Origin of the sequence: Streptomyces sp. NPDC056361, assembly GCF_042262805.1 — a bacterium.
In the GTDB taxonomy this organism is placed as follows: Bacteria; Actinomycetota; Actinomycetes; order Streptomycetales; family Streptomycetaceae; genus Streptomyces.
In genome coordinates, this window is sequence record NZ_JBHJQI010000023.1 from 34,937 (window position 1) to 55,801 (window position 20,865).

General features: G+C 70.6%; 14 protein-coding genes and 1 tRNA gene. 4 read left to right on the plus strand and 11 right to left on the minus strand.

Features of this window, described 5'->3' with window-relative positions; genetic code table 11:
* Window positions 1-38: 38 nt before the first annotated feature.
* Window positions 39-629, plus strand: a complete 591-nt coding sequence (locus ACFCY7_RS10270) for a hypothetical protein (protein ID WP_376483126.1) — start codon at window positions 39-41, stop codon at window positions 627-629.
* Between the two features lie 127 nt (window positions 630-756).
* Here the strand turns inward: ACFCY7_RS10270 and ACFCY7_RS10275 are convergent, their stop codons facing one another.
* The 8 genes from ACFCY7_RS10275 to ACFCY7_RS10310 form a co-directional block, all read right to left on the minus strand.
* Window positions 757-1,146, minus strand: coding sequence for a GNAT family N-acetyltransferase (locus tag ACFCY7_RS10275; protein ID WP_376483128.1), 390 nt, complete (start codon window positions 1,144-1,146; stop codon window positions 757-759).
* Entirely contained in the window at window positions 1,143-1,808 is a 666-nt protein-coding gene (locus ACFCY7_RS10280) for a hypothetical protein (RefSeq protein WP_376483130.1), read from the minus strand. Before ACFCY7_RS10280 ends, ACFCY7_RS10275 begins: the two co-directional genes overlap by 4 nt.
* Entirely contained in the window at window positions 1,805-2,230 is a 426-nt protein-coding gene (locus ACFCY7_RS10285) for an acyl-CoA thioesterase (protein WP_367828056.1), read from the minus strand. The genes ACFCY7_RS10280 and ACFCY7_RS10285 overlap by 4 nt, the downstream gene beginning before the upstream one ends.
* 5 nt (window positions 2,231-2,235) lie before the next feature.
* Entirely contained in the window at window positions 2,236-3,900 is a 1,665-nt protein-coding gene (gene ettA, locus ACFCY7_RS10290) for an energy-dependent translational throttle protein EttA (RefSeq protein WP_376483132.1), read from the minus strand.
* Between the two features lie 252 nt (window positions 3,901-4,152).
* On the minus strand, window positions 4,153-5,586 hold the full coding sequence (locus tag ACFCY7_RS10295; RefSeq protein WP_376483133.1) for a Cys-Gln thioester bond-forming surface protein: 1,434 nt from the start codon (window positions 5,584-5,586) through the stop codon (window positions 4,153-4,155).
* 224 nt (window positions 5,587-5,810) lie between these two features.
* Window positions 5,811-6,305: a single-stranded DNA-binding protein gene (locus ACFCY7_RS10300; RefSeq protein WP_376483134.1), complete on the minus strand. Its 495-nt coding sequence runs from the start codon at window positions 6,303-6,305 to the stop codon at window positions 5,811-5,813.
* Window positions 6,306-6,581: 276 nt separating this feature from the next.
* A complete protein-coding gene (locus ACFCY7_RS10305) occupies window positions 6,582-8,438 on the minus strand; it encodes a GTP-binding protein (protein ID WP_376483136.1) in 1,857 nt (618 codons plus the stop codon).
* 1 nt (window position 8,439) lies between these two features.
* Window positions 8,440-10,062 carry a dynamin family protein gene (locus tag ACFCY7_RS10310; protein ID WP_376483138.1) on the minus strand — a complete coding sequence of 541 codons (1,623 nt, stop codon included), beginning with the start codon at window positions 10,060-10,062 and terminating at the stop codon, window positions 8,440-8,442.
* A 302-nt stretch (window positions 10,063-10,364) separates the two neighbouring features.
* Between ACFCY7_RS10310 and ACFCY7_RS10315 the strand changes: the two genes are divergently transcribed.
* Window positions 10,365-10,437: transfer RNA gene (locus tag ACFCY7_RS10315), tRNA-Arg, on the plus strand.
* A gap of 247 nt (window positions 10,438-10,684) precedes the next feature.
* Here ACFCY7_RS10315 and ACFCY7_RS10320 read toward each other — a convergent pair.
* Both ACFCY7_RS10320 and ACFCY7_RS10325 read right to left on the minus strand, forming a co-directional pair.
* The gene (locus tag ACFCY7_RS10320) at window positions 10,685-11,206 is read right to left on the minus strand and encodes a hypothetical protein (protein WP_376483140.1); all 522 of its coding nucleotides are present in this window, start codon (window positions 11,204-11,206) and stop codon (window positions 10,685-10,687) included.
* A gap of 20 nt (window positions 11,207-11,226) precedes the next feature.
* Window positions 11,227-17,109 (minus strand): RHS repeat domain-containing protein, encoded by a 5,883-nt coding sequence (locus ACFCY7_RS10325; protein WP_376483142.1) that lies wholly within the window; start codon window positions 17,107-17,109, stop codon window positions 11,227-11,229.
* Between the two features lie 1,009 nt (window positions 17,110-18,118).
* Here ACFCY7_RS10325 and ACFCY7_RS10330 point away from each other — a divergent pair.
* Complete coding sequence (locus tag ACFCY7_RS10330; protein ID WP_376483144.1) at window positions 18,119-18,655, plus strand: hypothetical protein; 537 nt, start codon at window positions 18,119-18,121, stop codon at window positions 18,653-18,655.
* Window positions 18,656-18,897: 242 nt separating this feature from the next.
* Here ACFCY7_RS10330 and ACFCY7_RS10335 read toward each other — a convergent pair whose 3' ends face one another.
* Window positions 18,898-19,731 carry a hypothetical protein gene (locus ACFCY7_RS10335; protein WP_376483146.1) on the minus strand — a complete coding sequence of 278 codons (834 nt, stop codon included), beginning with the start codon at window positions 19,729-19,731 and terminating at the stop codon, window positions 18,898-18,900.
* 304 nt (window positions 19,732-20,035) lie between these two features.
* Between ACFCY7_RS10335 and ACFCY7_RS10340 the strand changes: the two genes are divergently transcribed.
* The gene (locus tag ACFCY7_RS10340) at window positions 20,036-20,707 is read left to right on the plus strand and encodes a hypothetical protein (protein WP_376483148.1); all 672 of its coding nucleotides are present in this window, start codon (window positions 20,036-20,038) and stop codon (window positions 20,705-20,707) included.
* Window positions 20,708-20,865: the final 158 nt, after the last annotated feature.

Consider the following 20,865-nt stretch of genomic DNA (forward strand, 5'->3'; position numbering starts at 1 on the left):
ACGGGGACCGGTCGACGTCACTCCCGGGGGGGGGACCCATGGGGAAGGCCGTGCCGTACGCCGGGGCGCTGCTCGTGCCCGCGCTCGCCGGAACGCTCCTGTGGACGTGGGCGGACCGGAGCCTGCGCAGCCCGCACGGGCTGCCCACCGCGCTGGGGGTGGCGGGCGGCCTCGTGCTCACCGCGGCCGCGCTCCTGGCGCACAACGCGCTCTTCCGCGAGGGCGGCAGCATCGCCGCCGCCGTCCTCGTGCTCGCGGGCCTCACGGCGGTCTGGGTGGAGGCCCGGGACTCCGCCGTACGCGGCGCGGTCACCGACTGCGTGGTGGTGGGCGAGGTCGAGGTGACCCACCACCCGACCTTCGGCGAGGGCGCACCCGAAGCCAAGACCCTCTACCACCACACCCTGGACTGCGCCGGCGGCTACCCCACCGAGTTCTCGGCCGAGGAACGCATCGGCTCCTCCGGCACCGCGGTCCGCATCGCCTACGACCCCGCCCACCGCATGGACCCCGTCCTGGAACGCCGGAACAAGGCCCACGGCTCCCCCGTCGTCCCCGCGTCCCTGCTCGCGCTGTCGGCGGTGCTGTCGGTGGTCGCGATCTCCCGTGAGGGGCGCGGAGAGGAGTGACCGGCGCGGACTCTCGGGCGCCCTGGGCTTCAGCCGCCTCGGGCGTCGGACGGAGTCAGGCCGTCGGACGGAGTCAGGCGAAGTCAGGACCTCAGGCCGTCAGGCGAAGTCAGCCCGTCAGGCGGAATCAGCCCGTCAGGTCCATGAGCCCGGCGGCGGTGGGCCGGAAGCCGCACCGCTCGTGGAACACGGCCAGGTGGGGCTCGTAGTCCACGTGCAGCCAGTGCGCGCCGCGCTCCCGGGCGGCCGCGGCGGCGGCCCGTACGAGGGCGACGCCGAGGCCCTGCCGGCGCGCGTCGGGGTGGACAGTGGTGTCGAGCAGGAAGGCGTGCACGCCTCCGTCGCCGACGACGTTCACGTACCCGACGAGCTGCCCTGCGCGACGGGCGGTGACCCGGAGCATGCTGCGGGCGAGGACGGGACCGAAGTCGGTGTCCCGGTGCCCGGGCCACGCGGCGTGGAAGAGCGTGTTGAGCTCGTCCCCGGTGAGGGGTCCGTCGACCCGTACGTCGATCACCGGGGGGCCACCGTCAGCGACATCGGCGCGGTGCGCAGCGCGATCGAGCCGTACGGGGTACGCAGCCGAAGCCACGGGCCGGAGGCGAGGAGCGCGACGGCGCCCTCCTGCTCCACCGGGGGCAGGAAGCCGAGCGACTGGGCGGCGTGCACGGCGCGCAGGGGCAGTCCGGTGGCGCCGAGGGTGCGGGACCAGATGTCGTGACCGATCCGGTCGCGCTCCGCCCTGGTTCGGCGCTCCTCGGGCAACTCCTCGTCGCGGGCGCGGAATTCGGCGACCGCGGCGGCGACCGCACCCCGCATCTCGGCGGCGCCCGGCAGGCCTTCGACGGGCCGCCAGCCCGAGCGCGGCGGCAGGACGCCCGCCCAGGGCGGTCCGGTCACCGAGTCCGGGACGACCGCCTTGCCGGCCGACTCCTCGATGCCTTCGAGGAGCTCGCCGGCGGAGACGGTGACGTCGAGGTCCACGGCGTCGACGAGGCGGGCCGTGCGGATCGCCAGCACCTCGAAGGACGCCGGACGCCCGAAGACGGCCAGCGCCCCGCCGCCCGCCTGGAGGCGGACGGCGGCGGCCCGGTCGTAGTGGACCAGCCGGGTCAGGAAGGCGGCGAGGGCCGCCGCCTCCCTGGCGTCGGCGAAGTGGAGCGGTGCGAGGACGGTCATGCGGCGGCGGACATCCCGTCGTCCACGAACTCCTCCAGGAAGCTCCGCTCCTCGGCGGTGATCCGCCGCGGGCGCTGCGCCTCCAGGTCGAAGGGCACGACGATCGTGGACGCGCGGACGTAGGTCACGTCCGGGTCCTTGATCTCGTAGGCGATCGTCAGCGACGCCGCGCCTATCTTCGTGACCCACGACTCGATGGTCACCGGCTCGTGCCGGTGGACCAGCGGCCGCACGTAGTCGATCTCGTGCCGGGCCACGACGGACCCGCCGGAGAACGAGGGGGAACCGTCCCCCGGAGCCAGCCGGAACATGAAGTCGATCCGCGCCTCTTCCAGGTACCGCAGGAAGACGACGTTGTTGACGTGCCCGAAGGCGTCCATGTCCGACCAGCGCAGGGGACAGCTGTAGATGTGCCTCGTCACGGACCTCAGCCTCGGGTCAGCTTCTTGTACGTGGCGCGGTGCGGACGGGCCGCGTCCGCACCGAGGCGCTCGATCTTGTTCTTCTCGTACGACTCGAAGTTGCCCTCGAACCAGAACCACTTCGACTCGCCCTCGTACGCGAGGATGTGCGTGGCGACCCGGTCCAGGAACCAGCGGTCGTGGGAGATGACCACGGCCGCACCCGGGAACTCCAGGAGCGCGTTCTCGAGCGAGGACAGGGTCTCGACGTCGAGGTCGTTGGTCGGCTCGTCGAGGAGCAGCAGGTTGCCGCCCTGCTTGAGGGTGAGCGCGAGGTTCAGGCGGTTGCGCTCACCGCCGGAGAGCACGCCGGCCGGCTTCTGCTGGTCCGGGCCCTTGAAGCCGAACGCGGAGACGTACGCGCGGGAGGGCATCTCGACGTGGCCGACGTTGATGTAGTCGAGCTCGTCGGAGACGACGGCCCACAGCGTCTTCTTCGGGTCGATGTTGGCGCGGCTCTGGTCGACGTACGAGATCTTGACGGTCTCGCCGACCTTGACGGAGCCGGAGTCCGGGGTCTCCAGACCCTGGAGCATCTTGAAGAGCGTGGTCTTGCCGGCGCCGTTCGGGCCGATGACGCCGACGATGCCGTTGCGCGGCAGGGTGAAGGACAGGTCGTCGATGAGGACCTTGTCGCCGAAGGCCTTCGAGAGGTTCTCGACCTCGACGACGATGGAGCCCAGGCGCGGGCCCGGCGGGATCTGGATCTCCTCGAAGTCCAGCTTCCGCATCTTGTCGGCCTCGGCCGCCATCTCCTCGTAGCGCGCCAGACGCGCCTTGGACTTGGCCTGACGCCCCTTGGCGTTCGACCGCACCCACTCCAGCTCTTCCTTCAGGCGCTTCGCACGCTTGGCGTCCTTCTGGCCCTCGACCTTGAGTCGCTCGGACTTCTTGGTGAGGTAGGTGGAGTAGTTGCCCTCGTAGGGGTGGGCGCGACCGCGGTCGAGCTCCAGGATCCACTCGGCGACGTTGTCGAGGAAGTACCGGTCGTGGGTGATGGCCACGACGGTGCCCTTGTACTGCGCGAGGTGCTGCTCCAGCCAGTTCACCGACTCGGCGTCGAGGTGGTTGGTGGGCTCGTCGAGGAGCAGCAGGTCGGGGGCCTCCAGGAGGAGCGCGCAGAGCGCGACACGGCGCTTCTCGCCACCGGAGAGGTTGTTGACCGGCCAGTCGCCGGGCGGGCAGCCCAGGGCGTCCATGGCCTGCTCCAGCTGGGTGTCGAGGTCCCAGGCGTTGGCGTGGTCCAGGTCCTCCTGGAGCTTGCCCATCTCGTCCATGAGCGCGTCCGAGTAGTCGGTCGCCATGAGCTCCGCGACCTCGTTGAAGCGCTTCAGCTTCCCCATGATCTCGGCGGCGCCCATCTGGACGTTCTCCAGGACGGTCTTCGTCTCGTCGAGCTTCGGCTCCTGCATCAGGATGCCGACGGAGAACCCGGGCGACAGGAACGCGTCACCGTTCGACGGCTGCTCCAGGCCCGCCATGATCTTCAGAACGGTGGACTTACCGGCACCGTTCGGGCCGACCACACCGATCTTCGCACCCGGCAGGAAGCTCAGCGTCACGTCATCGAGGATGACCTTGTCGCCGTGCGCCTTGCGCGTCTTGCGCATCGTGTAGATGTACTCAGCCAAGAGAAACCGTCCGGCTAGGAGTGAGTGGGCAGATACACCCCATCTTGCCTGACCGCCACCCTCCGGCGGAAACCGGTTCGGGTGGAGCGGGGGCCCGGAGGGGGGCGTGAGGGGTGGAAAACGGGGTGTGACGTGCGACGACCCCGGGCGCGGGTGCGGTCCGGGGTCGGGCGGGGGTACGGGGCGGTCACGTGTGACGTGGATCACCCCGTGGGGGTGCCGGGCGCGGGGCCCGGCACCCGTGGCCGGGAATTACTGGCCGGCGGTCTTCTTCTTGCGGAGGAAGAACACCGCGCCGCCGCCGATCACGACGAGCGCGGCGGCGATGCCGGCGATCATCGGGGTGGCGTTGGAGCTGCCGGTCTCGGCGAGGTCGCCGCCGCCGGTGGTGGTGCCGGTGGTGGTGTCACCCGTGGCGCCCGGGGTGGACGGGGAGGGCTCGACCGAGGGGGAGGTGGAGGGGGTCTCGGAGGGCTGCGGGCCGGGGGTGGCCGTCTTGCAGTCCAGGATGCCCTCGAAGGTCTCCGAGAACTTGTTCGGGCCGGTGATCGTGAACTTGTACGCCTCGTCCTCGGCGAGCGGGACCGTGATGGTCTTCTTCTCACCGGGGGCGACCGTGTACGAGGTGCCCTTCAGGTCGAAGGTCCAGGCCTCGTCGCCCGCGTTGGAGGCGATGATCTCCAGGCCGCCCTTGGCGCAGTCCTTGGCGACCGTGACGGCCGGAACGGCACCCTTCTTGGCCCAGGACGTGGTGGCCGTCGCGGTGACGGTGGAGTCGCTGGAGCCGGCCAGGATCATCGTCTGGCTCTTGCCCTTGACGCTGACGAAGGCGCGGCCGAGCGGGACCTTCGTGGTGGCCTCGGCCTTGACGTCGGCGGTGCCGTCGGCGGTGCCGGCCGGAACGTCGACGTAGATCTCGTCGCCGTCCTTGGCCTTGGTGACGGCCTTGCCGTCCTTGTCGACGACGCCGACACCGGCGGGGGCGCCCGGAACCATCGAGAGGACGGCCTCGGAGGCGTTGGTGCCGACCTTGAACGGGCCGAGACGGTCACCGGCCTTGCCCGCGAACGAGGACGGGGAGAGGCTGAGGGAGGCCTTGGGCTCCTCGACCTGGGTGGCCTTCTCGAGCAGGTACTCGGTCAGCTCCTTGCCGTGCTCGTCCTTCGGGGTGGCGTCGACCTTGTCGGAGAAGTGCCAGATCGCGGCCTGCGTGGCGGCGGCGGCGGTCTCCTCGGTCAGCCCCTCGACCTTGGCCTTCTCGGCGAGCCCGGCGATCGAGACGTTCGGGTAGGAGTTCTCCAGGATCCAGAGGATCTTGCCCGCGTCGGGGTTGTTGTGGAGGGACGACTCGCCCCAGCCGACCTCCTTGTACTGCTTGCCTTCGCGCGCGCCGGTGCGGAAGTCGATGCAGTAGGTCTGCAGCTTGCCGCCGTTGTCGACCTTCATCTCGAAGAGACCGGCGCCGTACTCGCGGACCTTGTCCTCGCCGTCGACCTTCTCGACGACCTTCACCGTGTCGGCGATCTTCAGCTGGCCGAGCGTGGCGGTGGCGCCACCGCTCGCACCCGGAACCTCATCGGCCGCAGCCGGTCCCGCGACGGCTATCGCGCCGGTGGCGACGAGGCCCGAGACCAGGGTGGCAGCGGCAAGGCGGCGAACAGTGCCCCGCCCACGAACTGAAAACATTGGATTCCCCTCCGGGCGGCAGCTCCGCGAACTTTGGTCGATTCACGTGGGGGGAGCGCACGCCAGCAGACTCACAGACTCGATGGGCTCACGTGCCACATGAGTACCCGGGAATCCTAGGGATGCGGAACCCCCCGGTGCCCGGCCATACGGTCAGATAACCATTCCGTCTCGGAATCGTTATCCACCAAACGAGTTGGTCGACAAATCCCCACGACACATGGTCAGGAGGCGGTTACCAGGCGCGTCGTCGCCTCGTCCGCAGCCACTGTCCACGGGTCCTGCTCCGGTCCCGGCGGTGCCCCCTGAGCCGTCCCGACCAGCGGCTGAGGCCCCCCGTCGGCGCGGAGTTCGGGGTCCGGTCGGGCCGCGCGGCGGAAGGCCGCGGTCCCGCGGCTCAGATCGTGGCCCACGGCGAGCGCCACGACGTCCACGAAGGTCTTGCGCTGACCGTCGCGCTCGTCCTCACGCACCTTCAGCCGACCGTGGACCACCAGCGGTTCGCCGACCGAAACGGAGGCGGCGAGGTTGGCGCCGAGCGAGCGCCAGGCCGAGACCGTGTAGAAGCTGGTGGGCCCGTCGGACCAGGTGCCCTGCTCGCGGTCCCAGCGGCGCGCGGTCACCGCGAAGCGGAACCTGGCCACCCCGCCCGCCGCCGTGTCCCGGTACTCCACCGCCGTCGCCACGTTGCCGACGAGCGTCACGGTCGTGTCGTTCATGGTTCGCCCCCTTGTTTCCCGTTGTGTCCCGGGCCTGTTCCCGTTGCGCCCGGGCTTGTTGCCGTTGTGTCCGGGCTTGTTCCCGTTGCGCCCCTGGCCTGTTCCCGTTGTGTCCGGGCTTGTTCCATGGTGGAGCGTCACGGGAAACCCCGCCGGGGCCTGTGGACGACCGGGCGTATGGGGACAACTCCCCCGCCCGGAAGGGGGATACCGGGCAAAGCGGGAGAGGGCGGGGCCCGGAGGGGGCGGGGCCCGCGCGGGAGGGGCGGCCCCGCGCTACCTCCCCCGTGCCCCCGCGCGCGTGGCACCCAGCCGGGCCGTACCGGGGCGGCCTCCGCCGACGACCCGGGCCGACGGGCGAGTGCCCACCACGGTGGCGTACTGCTCGCGCACCTCGCGGTAGCGCACCAGTTCCGCGGCCACGGGGTCGAGCACGCGGGCCCGGCCGCAGGCGGCGGCCGCCTCGCGCAGGCGGCGTTCGGCCTCCTGCCCGTACCGGTGCGCCGGGCCCTTCACGGCGCCCTCGCAGGCCCATTCGACGAGCGGGCCGCCGACGATGCCGCCGAGCATCACGAGGACCGGCGGCAGGAGGCCGGGCGGTACGACGCCGACGATCTGGCCGATCAGCCAGAGCGCGCCGAAGATCTGCAGGAGCGTCATCACGACCTGGGCAAGAACGGCCGCGGGCCACCAGGCGGGGCGCGGCGGCCGGGCGGCCGGGTCGCCGATGGTGACCGTCAGTTCGTCCAGGGCCTCGGGCAGTCCGTCCGCACCGCGCTCCGCGGCCTCGCGCACGGCCTGCGCCCAGGGCACGGGCAGTCCACGGGAGGCCTCGTCGGCGACGATCCGTACGGCCTGCTCGACGCGCTGGCGCGCCGTCAGCTCCTCCTCGACCGGGGAGGCGGGGTTCGGGTCGGTGAAGCCGTGCGCGCGCATCCGCTCGTACCGGCGGTAGAGCCGCAGCCAGGGCGTGCCGCAGGCGCGGATGGCGCCCCGGCGCCAGACCCGCTCGGCGGCCTCGCCCGCGGCCTGGGCGCCGACGGCGACGGCCAGCCGGTCCGTGAAGGCGTCCCGGGCCCGTTCGTCGAGGCCGGACCGTCCGTCGGCGACGTACGCCGTGCGCAGCCGGGCCGCGGCCGCGTCGACGTCGGCGGCGAGCCGGCGTTCGGGAGCGGTGCGTTCCTGGACGAACCGGGCGACGAGTTCGCGCAGTTCGGGTACGCCCTCGCCGGTGAGCGCGGAGACGGGGAGGACGGTGGCGCCGGGTTCGCCGTGCTCGCCGAGGGCCACGCCGTCCTCGTCGAGGAGCCGGCGGAGGTCGTCGAGGACGAGGTCGGTGGCGTCGGTGCCGAGCCGGTCGATCTGGTTGAGGACGACGAAGGTGACCTCGGCGTGCCCGGCGTACGGCCGCAGGTAGCGCTCGTGGAGGGCGGCGTCCGCGTACTTCTCGGGGTCGACGACCCAGATGACGGCGTCGACCAGCCCGAGCACCCGGTCGACCTGGTCGCGGTGGGCGATGACCGCCGAGTCGTGGTCGGGCAGGTCGATGAGGACGAGCCCCTGGAGTTCGGTGTCGGCGGCGCCGCCCGCGAGGGGCTTGCGGCGCAGCCGGCCGGGCACGGCGAGCCGGTCGAGCAGCCCCGCCGCGCCCTCGGACCAGCTGAGCGCGATCGGTGCGGACGTGGTGGGGCGGCGCAGGCCGGTCTCGGAGACGGGCACGCCCGCGAGGGCGTTGAAGAGCGTCGACTTGCCGCTGCCGGTCGCGCCGGCGATGGCGATCACGGTGTGCCGGGAGGAGAGCCGCTGCCGGGCCGCGGCCTCGTCGAGCACCCGCCCGGCCTCGGCGAGGGCCTCGCCCTCGACCCGGGTGCGGGAGAGTCCGACGAGCTCGTGGAGGGCGTCGAGGCGGGTGCGGAGGGGACCGCCGTAACTCCCGCCGAGGGGCGGGAGCGTGTCCTCCTCCCTGGCCTCCCCGGGCTCCCGCGCGTCTTCCCCGGGGTGGGCGTCCTTGGCGGCGGCCCGTTCGCTCGCGCGCCGCGCGATCAGCCCGTCGTCCCAGCTCTCCCGGCCGCGGCCGCCCGCCCCGTCCCGGTCCCGCCCGCGCCCCCGGCCGTCGTCCGCCACGTCCACCACGTCACTTCTCCTTCTGCAGTACGGAGAGCGCGGCGATCAGCTCCGCCTGCGGCTCGGGGGTCACGTCGAGCGATTCGAGGGGGGCGAGGCGCCGGTCGCGCTCGGCGTGCAGGACGCGGTCGACGTACGAGAGGACCAGCTCACCGCCCTTGTCCCGCAGCCGCAGGGCGGCCTGGGCGCCGAGGAGTTCGGCGAGGCGCTCGCCGGCGGACCGGGTGCGCCGCCCGCCGAGGAGCGAGGCGGCCAGGAGGGCGGCGACGGTGTCGGCCTCGGGCACGGCGGTGCGGGCCGCGCGCGAACCGGAGGGGCGCTCGACGGCGCGCACCTCCTCCTCGGCCAGTTCTTCGAGTACGCGGCGCCAGCGCCGCACCTCCATGCCGATCCGCTCCACCGCCTCCCGGTCGCCCCCGCCGGTCCGGAGCGGAGCGAGGGGCTCCGAAGCGGGCTCGCGGCGCCAGATGTCCCGTACGCGCTCCTCGGCGGCCGAGACCGCGCAGTGCAGGAGGGCGGCGAGGGACTCGGCGAGGGCGTCGAGGAGCTCCTCGGCGGTGCTGTCGCGCGGGTAGCCGCGCCAGCGCGTCCGGGCGTCGCCCGCGAGGACGGCGCCGCGCCCCAACTGCTGCCGCACCCGCCTGGCCTGCTCCCGGTACGCGGTCTCGACGACGCCGCCGAGGCGGACCGCCGCGGCGTACTGCGCGGCCACCGCGCCGGCCAGCTCGGGGAGGCGGGTGTCGAGGGAGTCGATGACGCCGGAGGCGGTCCGGTCGGCGGCCTGCTGCCGGGCCGCCGGGTCCTGGGCGCAGTGGGCGAGCCAGCCCCGCAGGGCGGCGACGGCGCTGTCGGGCAGCAGGCCGCTGCCGCCCCCCGTCGACTCGGGCAGCTCCGGGATGGTGAAGCGCGGCACCTCGCCGAGCCCCGCCTTGTCGAGCAGCGCCTCGAACTGCCGGGAGACCTCGCCGATGACCTGGTGCGGGACGCGGTCGAGGACGGTGACGAGGGTGGCGTCGTACTCCTTGGCGGTACGCAGCAGATGCCAGGGCACGGCGTCGGCGTACCGCGAGGCCGTCGTGACCATCACCCAGATGTCGGCGGCGCAGATCAACTCCGCGGCGAGCAGCCGGTTCTCCACGACCAGGGAGTCGATGTCGGGCGCGTCGAGCAGGGCGAGGCCCCGGGGCAGCGCGGCGGCGGTCTCGACCCGGAGCGCGTTCTCCTCGGGGGCGTGCTCCTCCGCCGGGTGGTCCTCGTCGGTCTGGGGCAGCCAGACGCGGGTGAGCTGCGGAAGCACCCGCATCCCCGCGAACCAGTGGTGGTCCTCGGGATGGCACACGAGCACCGGCGTCCTGGTCGTCGGCCTCAGCACCCCCGCCTCGCTGACGCGCCGCCCGACAAGGGAGTTGACCAGTGTGGACTTCCCCGCCCCCGTGGAGCCCCCCACCACCGCGAGGAGTGGCGCGTCGGGGTCCTTCAACCGTGGCACCAGGTAGTCGTCCAGCTGGGCGAGCAACTCCGCCCTCGTCTGTCGGGCCCGCGGCGTGTCCGGCAGAGGGAGGGGAAGACGCACGGCGGCGACACGGTCGCGCAGGGCGGAAAGTGCGTCGATCAGCTGAGGCCGTTCGTCCAAGGTCACCACATGCGAAGAATGCCCAATTTATGAGTGTTTTTGAAGCCTATTACGGCCCTGCGCGCCGAAGAAAGGGGTCACAACCGGAAGCCACGGCATAACGAGTGCACAACACCCGCCCGCAGCGACGTCAAAAGCGCTGCGCGAATCGCACCTGCCTGCGATTATCGTTCCGCTTCACCGAACCTCCACATCGTGCCACGCAGGTGAAGCAACCGGGCCAAGGCCACCGGAGCCCTATCCTTGTCCCGGCAGGCCCCACCCCACCCACCCGGGCCGCCCAGCCCCACCATCACCACCCGGCCCCCGTAGCTCAGTGGATAGAGCAGGTGCCTTCTAAGCACTTGGCCGCAGGTTCGAGTCCTGCCGGGGGCGCAAGGAAAGGACCCTCCTTCGGGAGGGTCCTTTTTGCTGGTCGGGGGTGGTTTTGGTCGGCGGTGAGTCGCCCCTCGACTCCCGTCGGCAGGGTGGACCGGGGCACGGGGGCGGGGCGAGGCAAGGTGTCAAGGTCGCCGCGACGGAACAAGTACGACTACGGGTGCGGAGCACCCTCCTCCGTACGACGACGGCGGTCCCCAAGACCCATCGGGTCTTGGGGACCGCCGTCCCGCACGGGATCCGGTCAGAGAGACTGCACGGGCTCGCCCAGAACCTCCAGCCCGGTCTGTTCCGCGATCCACCGGGCGCGCGCCAGGTCCCTCATACCCACGCAGACGGAGAGCATGTGCGACTCGCCGCCCGGCGGAGGCGGCGCGAAGTACAGATCCCGCGAGTTGAACGCGATCTGCACCCCGCTGTACTCCGTGTCACGGAAGCCGAAGGGTCCGGCCGGCCAGGCTCCCACATCCCACCGGAGCCAGGCCGGAGCATCGCCCAGCGCCCCCACGAACGCCTCCTCGAAGGTTCCCTCGGCGATGCCCTCGGGCACCTCCAGCGTCAGCGGCGGTGCCTCCGCGAGGTAGTCGGAGCCTTCGGGCACCACGGCGGCGAGCCGCCGCAGTGCGGCCTCGTCGGCCGCACGGACCTGCCCGTCGACCGTGGTCAGATGCCGGTTCTCCGCAAGCAGCAGCAGGCGCCGGGCCACGGCCAAGGCCTCGGCGGCATCGGAGGTCGCCAGGACGGGAAACGCGTACGAGCTACCCATGGTGCTGGTCTTCTCCCTTTCTACTTGAGGTCGACTTCCTTGATGTAATTCTCACCGAGGAAGATCACCGTGGTCAGTCGGACCTCACGCGTCCTCGGGTTCTGCACCCAGCCGTTCAACTTGTTCATGATGTCCCGCTCACCGATGTCTTCCACGGCGACGTACACCCGGTCGGCGCCCTGGCGGTTGGCGGTGGTCAGATGGTTCTGGAGCGCGTCGGGGTTGTCACCCTTGATCCGCTTGAACTCCGACCTGACACCGTCCACCCATCCGTCGAACTGCTTGTTTCCGGCGGCGCCGGGAGCCGGTTCGTTCTCCCGGCGGGCGACGATCGAGTGGACGTCGTGCATGTCCATCGCGATCCGCATGGCGACGTGGAAGTCGTCGTCTTCCCAGGCGAACTCGGTGTCCTCGTTGGGGTGGCCCACCGACTCGTCGATCTTCTCCAGAGCCGCTTCGATCCTGTCCTCCATGACGTCCATGTCGAACTTCTTTGCCCGCTGGCAGGCGAAGCGGGTGTCCCAGCACAGGCTGGTCGCGGTGTCGAGCAGCTGGACCACGTCGCCGTAATAGCCGTCCCGCTTGTAGTAGATGTTCTGGAACCGCTTCTTGCGGAGCTCGGCGGCCCGCGTCGAGTTCAACCTGCTCAACAGGTACGAGCCGTCGACCGCCTTGTACTCGGTGGTGTAGTAGTTCGGCTTGTTGCGCTTCTTCGCCCCGGTGTCCTGCTCCGCCTTCTGGCGGTCGTAACGGCCGCCGGTACAGCTGTCCGGGTTGCCGCTGCAGAACGAGCGCTCGTCCGGGTCGTACTGCCCCGTCGGGTCGCTGCGCGTCACCGGGTTGTTGCTGCTGTACGTGTAGCCGTGCAGCTGCTGCGCGTCGGTGAGGTCGCGGATCGGGTCGACGGAGACGAACCGGCCCAGGGCCGGGTCGTACTCACGAGCGCCGATGTGGGTCAGCCCGCTGTCGACGTCCCTGGACCCGCCGACGAAGCCCTTGTCGCCGCCCCAGCCCGAGGGCTGCGCGCCGCGCTGTTCACCGAAGATCGACGTCTTGCGGCGTGTGACCACCTGGGCGGCGTCGGCGGAGACCTGCGTCGTGCCGGTGCCGTGGTGGTCGGAGAACAGGAAGGTGAGCTTCCCGCCCGTGCGCATGGCGACGGCCTTGCCCGCCACCGAGTAGTACCGGGTGCCGGTGACCGTGGTGCCGGCCTTGTCGAGCTTGAGCTCGGTCCCACCCGGCAGGGTCAGGGTGGTGCCCGTCGAGTCCCTGCGGATCAGACGCTGGCCCGCGGTGTCGTACACGTACGTGCTGACCTTCATGCCCTGGGTGACCGACTTGAGGTGTCCCTCGTCGTCCCAGGCGAGCGTCTGCGGGGCCGCGCCGCCGATGGTGCGGGTTTCGGTGTTGCCCGCGGCGTCGTAGGTGAAGGACTCCTCGTGCGGGACGGTCCCGGTCTGGACGACCTTGGGAAGGTCGTGACGTCCGGGGTTCGGGGCCGCGTACGTGCGCAGTGTGTCGGCGGTCGGACCGGAGGCGGTCTTGTGCTTCGTCTCGGTCGTGCGGTTGCCGACCGCGTCGTACGTGTACGAGGTCCAGTACGCGTCCTGGCCGCCGACCACGGAGTCGGCGGGCGCGGAGGCGCACGTCGCACCGGTGTTGGTCCAGGCTTCGGTGATCCGGCGCAGCGCGTCGAGCGCGAAGCACTGGGTGTCCGTGGTGCGTCCGGCGTCCTGACCGTAGGCCGTGGCCAGCGAGGTGATGTTGCCGGCCGGGTCGTAGCCGTACCGGGTGTCCTCGATCCGCTGCGGTGCGACCTCGCGGTCGGTGTACGAGCGGGTCAGGGCGCTGGTGTGCTCGTCGTACTCGCTGCTCACCCACAGGTGCCGGGCGAAGGCGCCGAACTCCTGGCGGATGTTGCGGCCGTAGTGGTCATAGGTGTTCGCCGAAATAATCGGGTCCGAGCCGACGCCGACGCTGTTGAGCAGGCCGGCGCCTGCGGTGTAGGTGTTGGCGAGCTTCTCCTGCGCCAACCCGCCCGCGGCGGGGTGCTGCACCCACATCACCTGACCGGTGTTGGGGTTGTAGGAGTTGATCCACTTGTAGGTGCCCGCGAGGAGCCCCTCGGAGGCGGGGATCGTGACCTGCTGCCCCACCGGCTGGTACAGGCTGTTGTACGACGTGACGGCCGACTCGAAGGCGTTGCCGTCGACGAACCGCGTGGACTTCGACACCTGTCCCTTGGACACGGTGTCGTACACCCAGGTGGCCAGGGTGGTGGCGCCCCGCTTCACCGCGGTCCTGCGACCGAGCTCGTCGTAGTCGTAGTGCAGCGTGAAAAGCCGGGCGTCGGTGATGTCCGTGACGCGGTCGGCCTGGTCGTAGTAGGTCTTCGACAGGCCCTTGTCCGGGTCGTCGACCTCGGTCTGCCGGCCGCGGACGTCGTAGGCGTAGGTCCACTTGGCGTTCGCCGGGTCGACCACCTGGGAGAGACGTCCGTGCTTGTCGAAGGAGTACTTCGTGGACAACGCCGTCGTGCGCGCGGCGTTCGTGAACTGCTTGGTCTCCACGACGCGGCCGAGAGCATCGGTCACCGAAGCCGTGGCCGTGCCTCCCGCGGGCGGAATCACCGTCGTGGTGTCACCGGTGTAGACGCTGGTCGTGCGCCTGGTCTCGTCGCCGAAGCGCTTGGAGATCTTGGCGACGACACGGCCCGCACCGTCGTACTCGGTGTCGACCGACGCCGGGTACTTCAGCTCCTGTCCCGTCACCAGAAGCGGCTCGGGGGTGCCCTCGGCGTAGAAGCTGCCCGAGGTGCGCCAGACCAGGCCGCGGGTGTCGTAGAAGGTCTCCGTCACCAGTCGGCCCGAACCGTCGGGCGAGGGCTCCTGCGTCTGGCGCGGCCGCAGCATGCCGTCGGCGATCGCGTAGGCCGTCTTGTACTGGGAGTCGTGCGTCAGCGTGCTGGTGGTCGTGATGATCGGGCCGTCGTTGCGGACCAGGTACGCGAAGACGTAGTTCGGCGAGTCCGGATACGTCGTGGCCGAGCGGGTCGCCAGCCAGACCTTGGTCACGCGTCCCAGCGGATCGTAGGCCGTGGTGACGACCTTGTTGTTGGGATCCGTGACCTGCGTGGGCTGGGCGCGCAGCGGCTCCAGGACCGTGGTGGTGGTGTGTCCGAGCGAGTTGGCCACCGAGGAACTCGTCGGCACCTCACCGGTCGCCGGCGTGTAGGCCGTGGTGGTCACGTTGCCGAGCGCGTCGGCCGCGGCCAGCGTCCGGCCGTGGACGTCCACGCACAGCTGCTTGGCGTCCGCGCCGCAGGTGCTGGGGATGGTGGCGGTGGCGTCGTATCCGTCGCCCTCACCGTTGATGCGCTCGGTCCTGGTGACGATGCCCCGGCCCGGGACAGTGCCCAGGGCGCCGTTGTCGTAGTACGTGCGGACGTCGTCCATGATGTCGGCCGGACGGCTGACGGGACTTCCGCAGGGAACGGCGACCGTCTCGATCCGCGAGGGCTTGTTCAGCGACCAGGTGGTGAGGTTCCGCGCATAGCTGGTCGTCACGCACTTCTCGTCGCCGGTCCTGCTCGTGTCGCCGGTCGAGGACTCGGCGGTGACCAGGCCGTACGCGTCGAAGTCCCGCGAGACCTCGGTCCTGGCGACACCCGTGCTGGTGGTCGCCCGACTGACCTCCCGCTCCGTGCCCGTCTGGTACGCCTCGAGCGCCGGCAGACCGCTGCGGGTGCGGGAGGCGATCACAGCGGAGCGCCACGGGGTGTACGAGGTGGCGGAGACGAGCTTGCTCGTGTCGTCGCCGTTGTAGGTGGCGGACTCCCGCTTCATGCCGGCGAACTGTTCGCGGTCGGTGACGGAGTCACCCGCGGAGTCCTTGACGCTCTGGCCGTCGATGCCGCGGAAGTAGCGGGTCTCGGTCAGGGTGCGGGGGTCGGAGGCGGCGCCGGTGCGGACCTGGACGCGCTCGTAGCCGCGCGCGACGGAATAGGTGCGGTCCTCGGCCTTGGTGAACTCGTCGGTGCTCTTGGCCCAGGCGGCGCCGTCCAGGTAGGAGTACGAGGTGACCTTGTCCGGGGATTCGACCAGGTTGTCGCCCTCGACCACGGTGTTCACGACATAGCTGTTGAACCAGTCGGTCTTCGCCGTCTCACCTTCGTACGCCCATTTGACCGGGTAGCAGCGGGTCGTGTTGGTTCCGTCAGCCGCGGGCAGAGTGGTCGCGGTGCACTCCGGCTGGGAATACGTGACACCGATGGTGCCGCCGGTCTCCGTATTGATCTGGTAGAGGCGGAGACGGATGAACGGAGCCAGCCCGTCACCGGTCTTGTCGACGCGGTTGGCCATCTGCTCGCCCGCGAAGGTGATGGGCGGGAGGGTGGCGGTGCCGCCCACCTTGCCGGTGCGCTGGATGGACTTGAGCCACATCGGGGTGGAGATGCCGTCACCGGAGGCGGGGAAGTCCTGGGCCAGGGTCCAGGTGTCGACGTCCTTGTACGCCCCGCCGGTGAGCAGCTTGGTGGTGATGGAGGTCAGCCGCTTGCGAGTCCAGAACGTCGGCGAGAACTGGTTCTTGCACTCGGTCGAGCCGTCCTTGCAGTACTGGTCGTACGGGACGTCCGGCCAGTTCTTGGCGTTGGTCTCGTCGAACGTGCCGCAGGTGGTCAGGCACCGCTCGGCGACGCCGAACTGCACCTGACCCGCGGGCTTGCCGGTGTAGACGGCGTCGGAGCGCAGACCGTAGTCGATCCGGTTCAGCCAGCCGCCGCGGGTGTACGGCGTGACCGTGCCCTTGCCCGTCGTCCGGTCGGCGTTGCGGGCGTAGTTGTTCTTCTCGGCGTCCCAGTAGTAGGCCATGGCGTCAGCACCGGGCGCGACCACGTAGTCGAGCTGCCAGCGCCAGGCCTGCTGGCACCAGCCGCTGGCGAAGCTCGCGTTGTAGCAGGGCTCGCCCGACTGGTTGCCGAAGACGGGCACAGTCCAGGCGGAGTTGGTGACCGGGTCGTCGGCGTCCGTGCCGTGGTCGCTCCAGCCGGGCAGCCGGTTCAGACCGAAGAAGTACTGGGTGCCGTCGATAGCGGTGATCTTCCAGTGCTCACCGTTGTCGTCGCCGTTGGCAGCACCGGTCAGCTTCTCGACCTTCTCGCCCGAGTTGGAAGCCGGATGCCAGCCCTTGCCCGACTCGTAAACGAGCTCGGTGTTCTTGCCGCCGAGGTTCAGCGTCGCGTTGTCGTTGTACCAGCACAGGTCGCCGACGTCCGCGGTGTTGGTGCCACCGGTCTTGTCCTCGTTGCAGCCCTTGTACTTGCGCTCGATGAACCCCGGCTCCCAGTTCCAGCCGTCACCGATCCACGACGGCTGGGTGTTGGCTGCGGCCGTGAGCCCGTCCACCGACTGCGAGTTGTAGTTCAGCGTGATCTCGGGCTTCCCGCCACCCGGGGCCTCGGGAACCTCGATCGGCTGCGACCAGGCGAAGGCACCTGTCGAACCTCCGCCGCTCCACGAGCCCGACGCCTGCAGGGAGGTCGCCTTGTAGTCGCCGATGGGCCCTCCGGCATCCGCCGTCGCGGCCAGGACCATGGCGCCGGACATCGGCACGGTGCTGTTCGCGGTAAGCCTGCCCGCGCGGACGTCGTTCTTCGTGGCGAGCGGCTTCTGGACGCGGCACTTCGCGGCCTCGGGTGTGGTCAGCGCGCAGGCCGGGAGTTCGACCAGGCGGAGGCGGGAGGCCCAGTCACCACCGTAGGCGCCCCGGAAGGCCCCGTAGTCCACCGAGACCCGGGCCGGATTCGCCTTGCTCCCCGCCTTGCTGGGGGCGACGGTCAGCATCAGGCCCTCGACGCCCGCCTTGAGGGCCGCGTTCCGGTCGACAAGCGAGACCTTCACCATGGCCGACATCGAGGCGCGGCCCGCTGAGGGAGCCTGCGCTATGGAGACGGGCAGAGTTCCCGCCCGTCCTCCTGCGGACAGAGACACCTCGGCGCTGCCCTGCGCCGGCCAGGTCACCCTGGGGGGATTCTTCCGCCAGGAGTGGGCGGTGGCAGCGTCCGGCCACTTGGCACCCCCCGTCGCAACTCCCGTCACTGCGACGGGCTTCGGCTGTTTCAGATCAGGAAGCCGCGGTCTGTCGTCCGGGCTTGCGGCAGCCGCGGCGCCGGGCAGCATCCCGACCGATATCACGGCGGCCATGAGTACATGCAGGCCATGCCTGCGGTCGCGTCTCATTAATTCCCCCCAAGAAAAGTCCCATGGAATCCGACGCAGGCTAACAGGCCTCCCGCCAGGGCTTTTCCTGTTGCAGGAGAAATGGGAGCCAAAGGTCTCCCGGAAAGGAAAACCAGATAAAGTGGATCTTGGTGGAAAAGTCGGGTCCGGATCATTTTCTGCTCAACAGTCCGGGGCTTGGGGCGTCTGAGTGCCACTCCGCGGTGCGCCAAGCCAGGCCGACGGCGGCAGACTGACGACACGTCGAAGGTCCGCCCGTGGACGACGACTTGGGATGGCCATCCGTCTACAACCGGAGCTTCGTTGCCTCCGACGCAGCCTCCCGAGCGAGCGATCGTCGCACCCGTGACAGGTGCGCCACAGGACCACCATGACCACGAATCAGCCTTGAGGTGCAGGGTCGGCAGATGCTTTTTCTGTCAGCTCTGCAATGCGCTTGTGTTGGAGTGATGCGATCCGGACGGTGCTGTACCGCTCGATCACGTGGACACTGTCGAAATACCAGTTCCCGGAATGGCTTCCCAGCCTCCGAGCCGTTTGTTGAGGTTGGCCTGCTTGTAGCGGACGAGTTCCCTGCAACGGCATCCCGGCCCGAAGACGCAGTTCAGGCTGGAACGGCTGCTGCTCGAGTAATCAGTCGGCCCGCGGGCCGTCGTTCTGCTGGGATGCGGTCATGTTCTACGACGATCTCAGTCTCTACGCCTACTGCATCGCCGAGGACGGCGACGTGTTCACCGAGGGCGGTCCCGGCGTGCGGTTCGTCACCGTGCGCGATGCCTACCGACGGCTCAACGTCGGCTGGCTGGAGGCGGGACGGCCCTGGGCTGCCGGGCCGGTACCCGAAGAGTTCACGTCCAAGTTGCTGACGGTGCTGGAGGAGCAGGCCGTGAACCAGGCCCTGGGTCTTCACGAGTGCGACCTGTGTCCGGAACTGCTCGACGACGCCCGCCCATGGTACGAACCCCGGCCAGGGCATCGGTGCGCGAGCGCCGGTGCAGGAGAGATACGGGTGCCGGGGGAGCCGGGAACCGCCTACGCGGCCCCCTCCCTGATCGGGCACTACGTGCTCGATCACGGCTACCTGCCGCCGCAGGAGTTCGTCGACGCCGTCCTCGCCTTCGACCTCGAGGACCGCTCGACCGCGTACCCCTTGATCGCCTTCCCGTGGATCCCCGCCGACGCCGAGCTGTACGACGCCCTGCTGGAGTGACATCGCGGGTCGGCACCTACGAACGAAGCACCAGGAACGGCCGCGCGGCTCACGGGTGCCGGTGAACAGGTGGACATCGAGCAGTGGCATCTCCCCGGGGGGCAATGCCTTCGGGCCGGCCCGCTTCCGGTCTGCGAAGGCGGACCGGCCGGCGTCGCCGGGTAACACGTGCGCGCTCGCTCGGCGCCGCGCTGCCGCGCTCCGCTGCGCTGCAGGTCGGCGCCGGCCGCGAGGGGTTGTCGTCAGGCGGGGTAGGTACGGGTGGGGAGGCGGTGGGGGGAGTGGGGGGAGAGGGCGAGGGTGAAGCCGTGGTTGGCGGCGATGGCGCGGGTGTGGTCGGCGGAGAGGGAGCCGTGGCGTTCGAGGGTGAGGGTGGGCATGCCGGGGCGGCCGTAGCCGGGGGTGTGGTGGAAGGAGAGGACGGTGGTGGAGGTGGTGGCGTGGTGGGGGTGGCGGCGGCGGGCGGCGGCGTCGTCGGCGTGGGCGAGGATGCGGACGTCGGGCTCGTGGCCGAATTCGGCGATGGCGCCGTCGGCGGTCCAGTGGGCCGGTTCGTGGTCCGCGCCGGTGGCGTGGCGGGAGCGGTTGACCGAGGTGACGGAGAGGAATCCGGTGCCGGTGCGGTCGAGGGCCTCGGCGAGGAAGGCGTTGGAGGGGCAGGAGTAGCCGGGGACGATCAGCTGGACGGTGCCGACGCCGTGCTGGACGGCCGTGAGGTGGGGCGGGATGTGCGCGGCGGCGGGGCCCCGGACGCCGAACGGGCCGAGGTCGAGCAGCTCGTCGACGAGGTCCTCGACCTGACGGCGCGGGAGCGGGACGGGGAGCCGGGTCCAGTCGAAGACCGAGCCGACGCGTTCGCGGACGGTGGTGACGCTGCCGACCTGATCGACCGGGCGCCCCTTCATCCGGTTCACGCGCTCGACGACCTCCCGGTCGGGGCGCGCCGTCAAGGCGTAGAAGTTGCCGAAGCCGTGCACCACGGCAGCCCCTTCGGCCAGCGCCTCCGCCGCCCTCCGCACGTCCTCGGCCTCGCTCAGGACCAGGTCCCGCGTCGCGCTCGTCCGCTGTCCGCCCACCGCACACCTCCGGCTGCCTTCGTTCGTTGATGACCGGGCAACGATCCGGACTCCCGCCGGTCACCGGCGGATCGGGACCCCGAGCCGGGACCGAAGAGCGTTCAGCGTCAGTTCATTGCAATGGGCGAGGGGGTGGGTTGTTGCATTACCTTCAGAGTCGTTGCAATGAAATTACTGGAGTGACCTGCATTTATTAGGTTTCTACGCAACGGGGCTGTTGCCAGACCATCGAACGCAACGTAGCTTTTCCATCATCAGAAACGGCGAGCCGGTGGAGCGCTCGCCGAAGGAGAAGGAGAGAACGATGCAGAACTTCGCCACCGCCGCCGAGATCGTCGCCGTCGTGGACATCGCCGCCGGGAACATCCGGTTCGTCGCGGGTGACAAGGGTGAGGCGACCGTCGAGGTCCGGCCGGCCGACGCTTCCAAGGGGCGCGACGTGAAGGCCGCCGAGGAGGTCGAGGTCGGGTACGCGGACGGCGTGCTGCGGATCGCGACCCCGGCCGCGAAGAATCGGGTGCTGGGCAACTCCGGGGTCGTCGAGGTCGACGTCCTGCTGCCCGCCGGGTCGCGGGTCGAGGCCACGACGGCCGCCGGTGAGCTGCGGGGCACCGGCCGACTCGGGGACGTGGTGTTCGAGGGGGCCGCGGGCACCGTGCGGCTCGACGAGGTCGCGGGCGGGCGGATCGTGCTGCAGGCCGGGAACATCGCGGTGGGGCGGCTCGGCGGCACGGCCGAGATCAGGACCCAGAAGGGCGACATCGACGTCACGGAGGCGGTACGGGGCACGGTCACGCTGCGCACGGAGGCCGGCGGCATCACCGTCGGCGCGGCCCGCGGCACGTCCGCGACGCTCGACGCCCGCACCGCCTTCGGCCGTATCGCCAACGGCCTCGGGAACGCCGAGGGGGTCGACGCCGGACTGCACATCCACGCCGACACGTCGTTCGGCGACATCACCGCCCGATGCGTCTGAGGGCGGGCGTGCACCACCGTCCGATGCGTCCGAGGGCGGGCATGCACCACCGCCCGATGCGCCCGAGGGCGGGCATGCACCACCGCCCGATGCGCCCGAGGGCGGGCATGCACCACCGCCCGATGCGCCCGAGGGCGGGCATGCACCACCGCCCGATG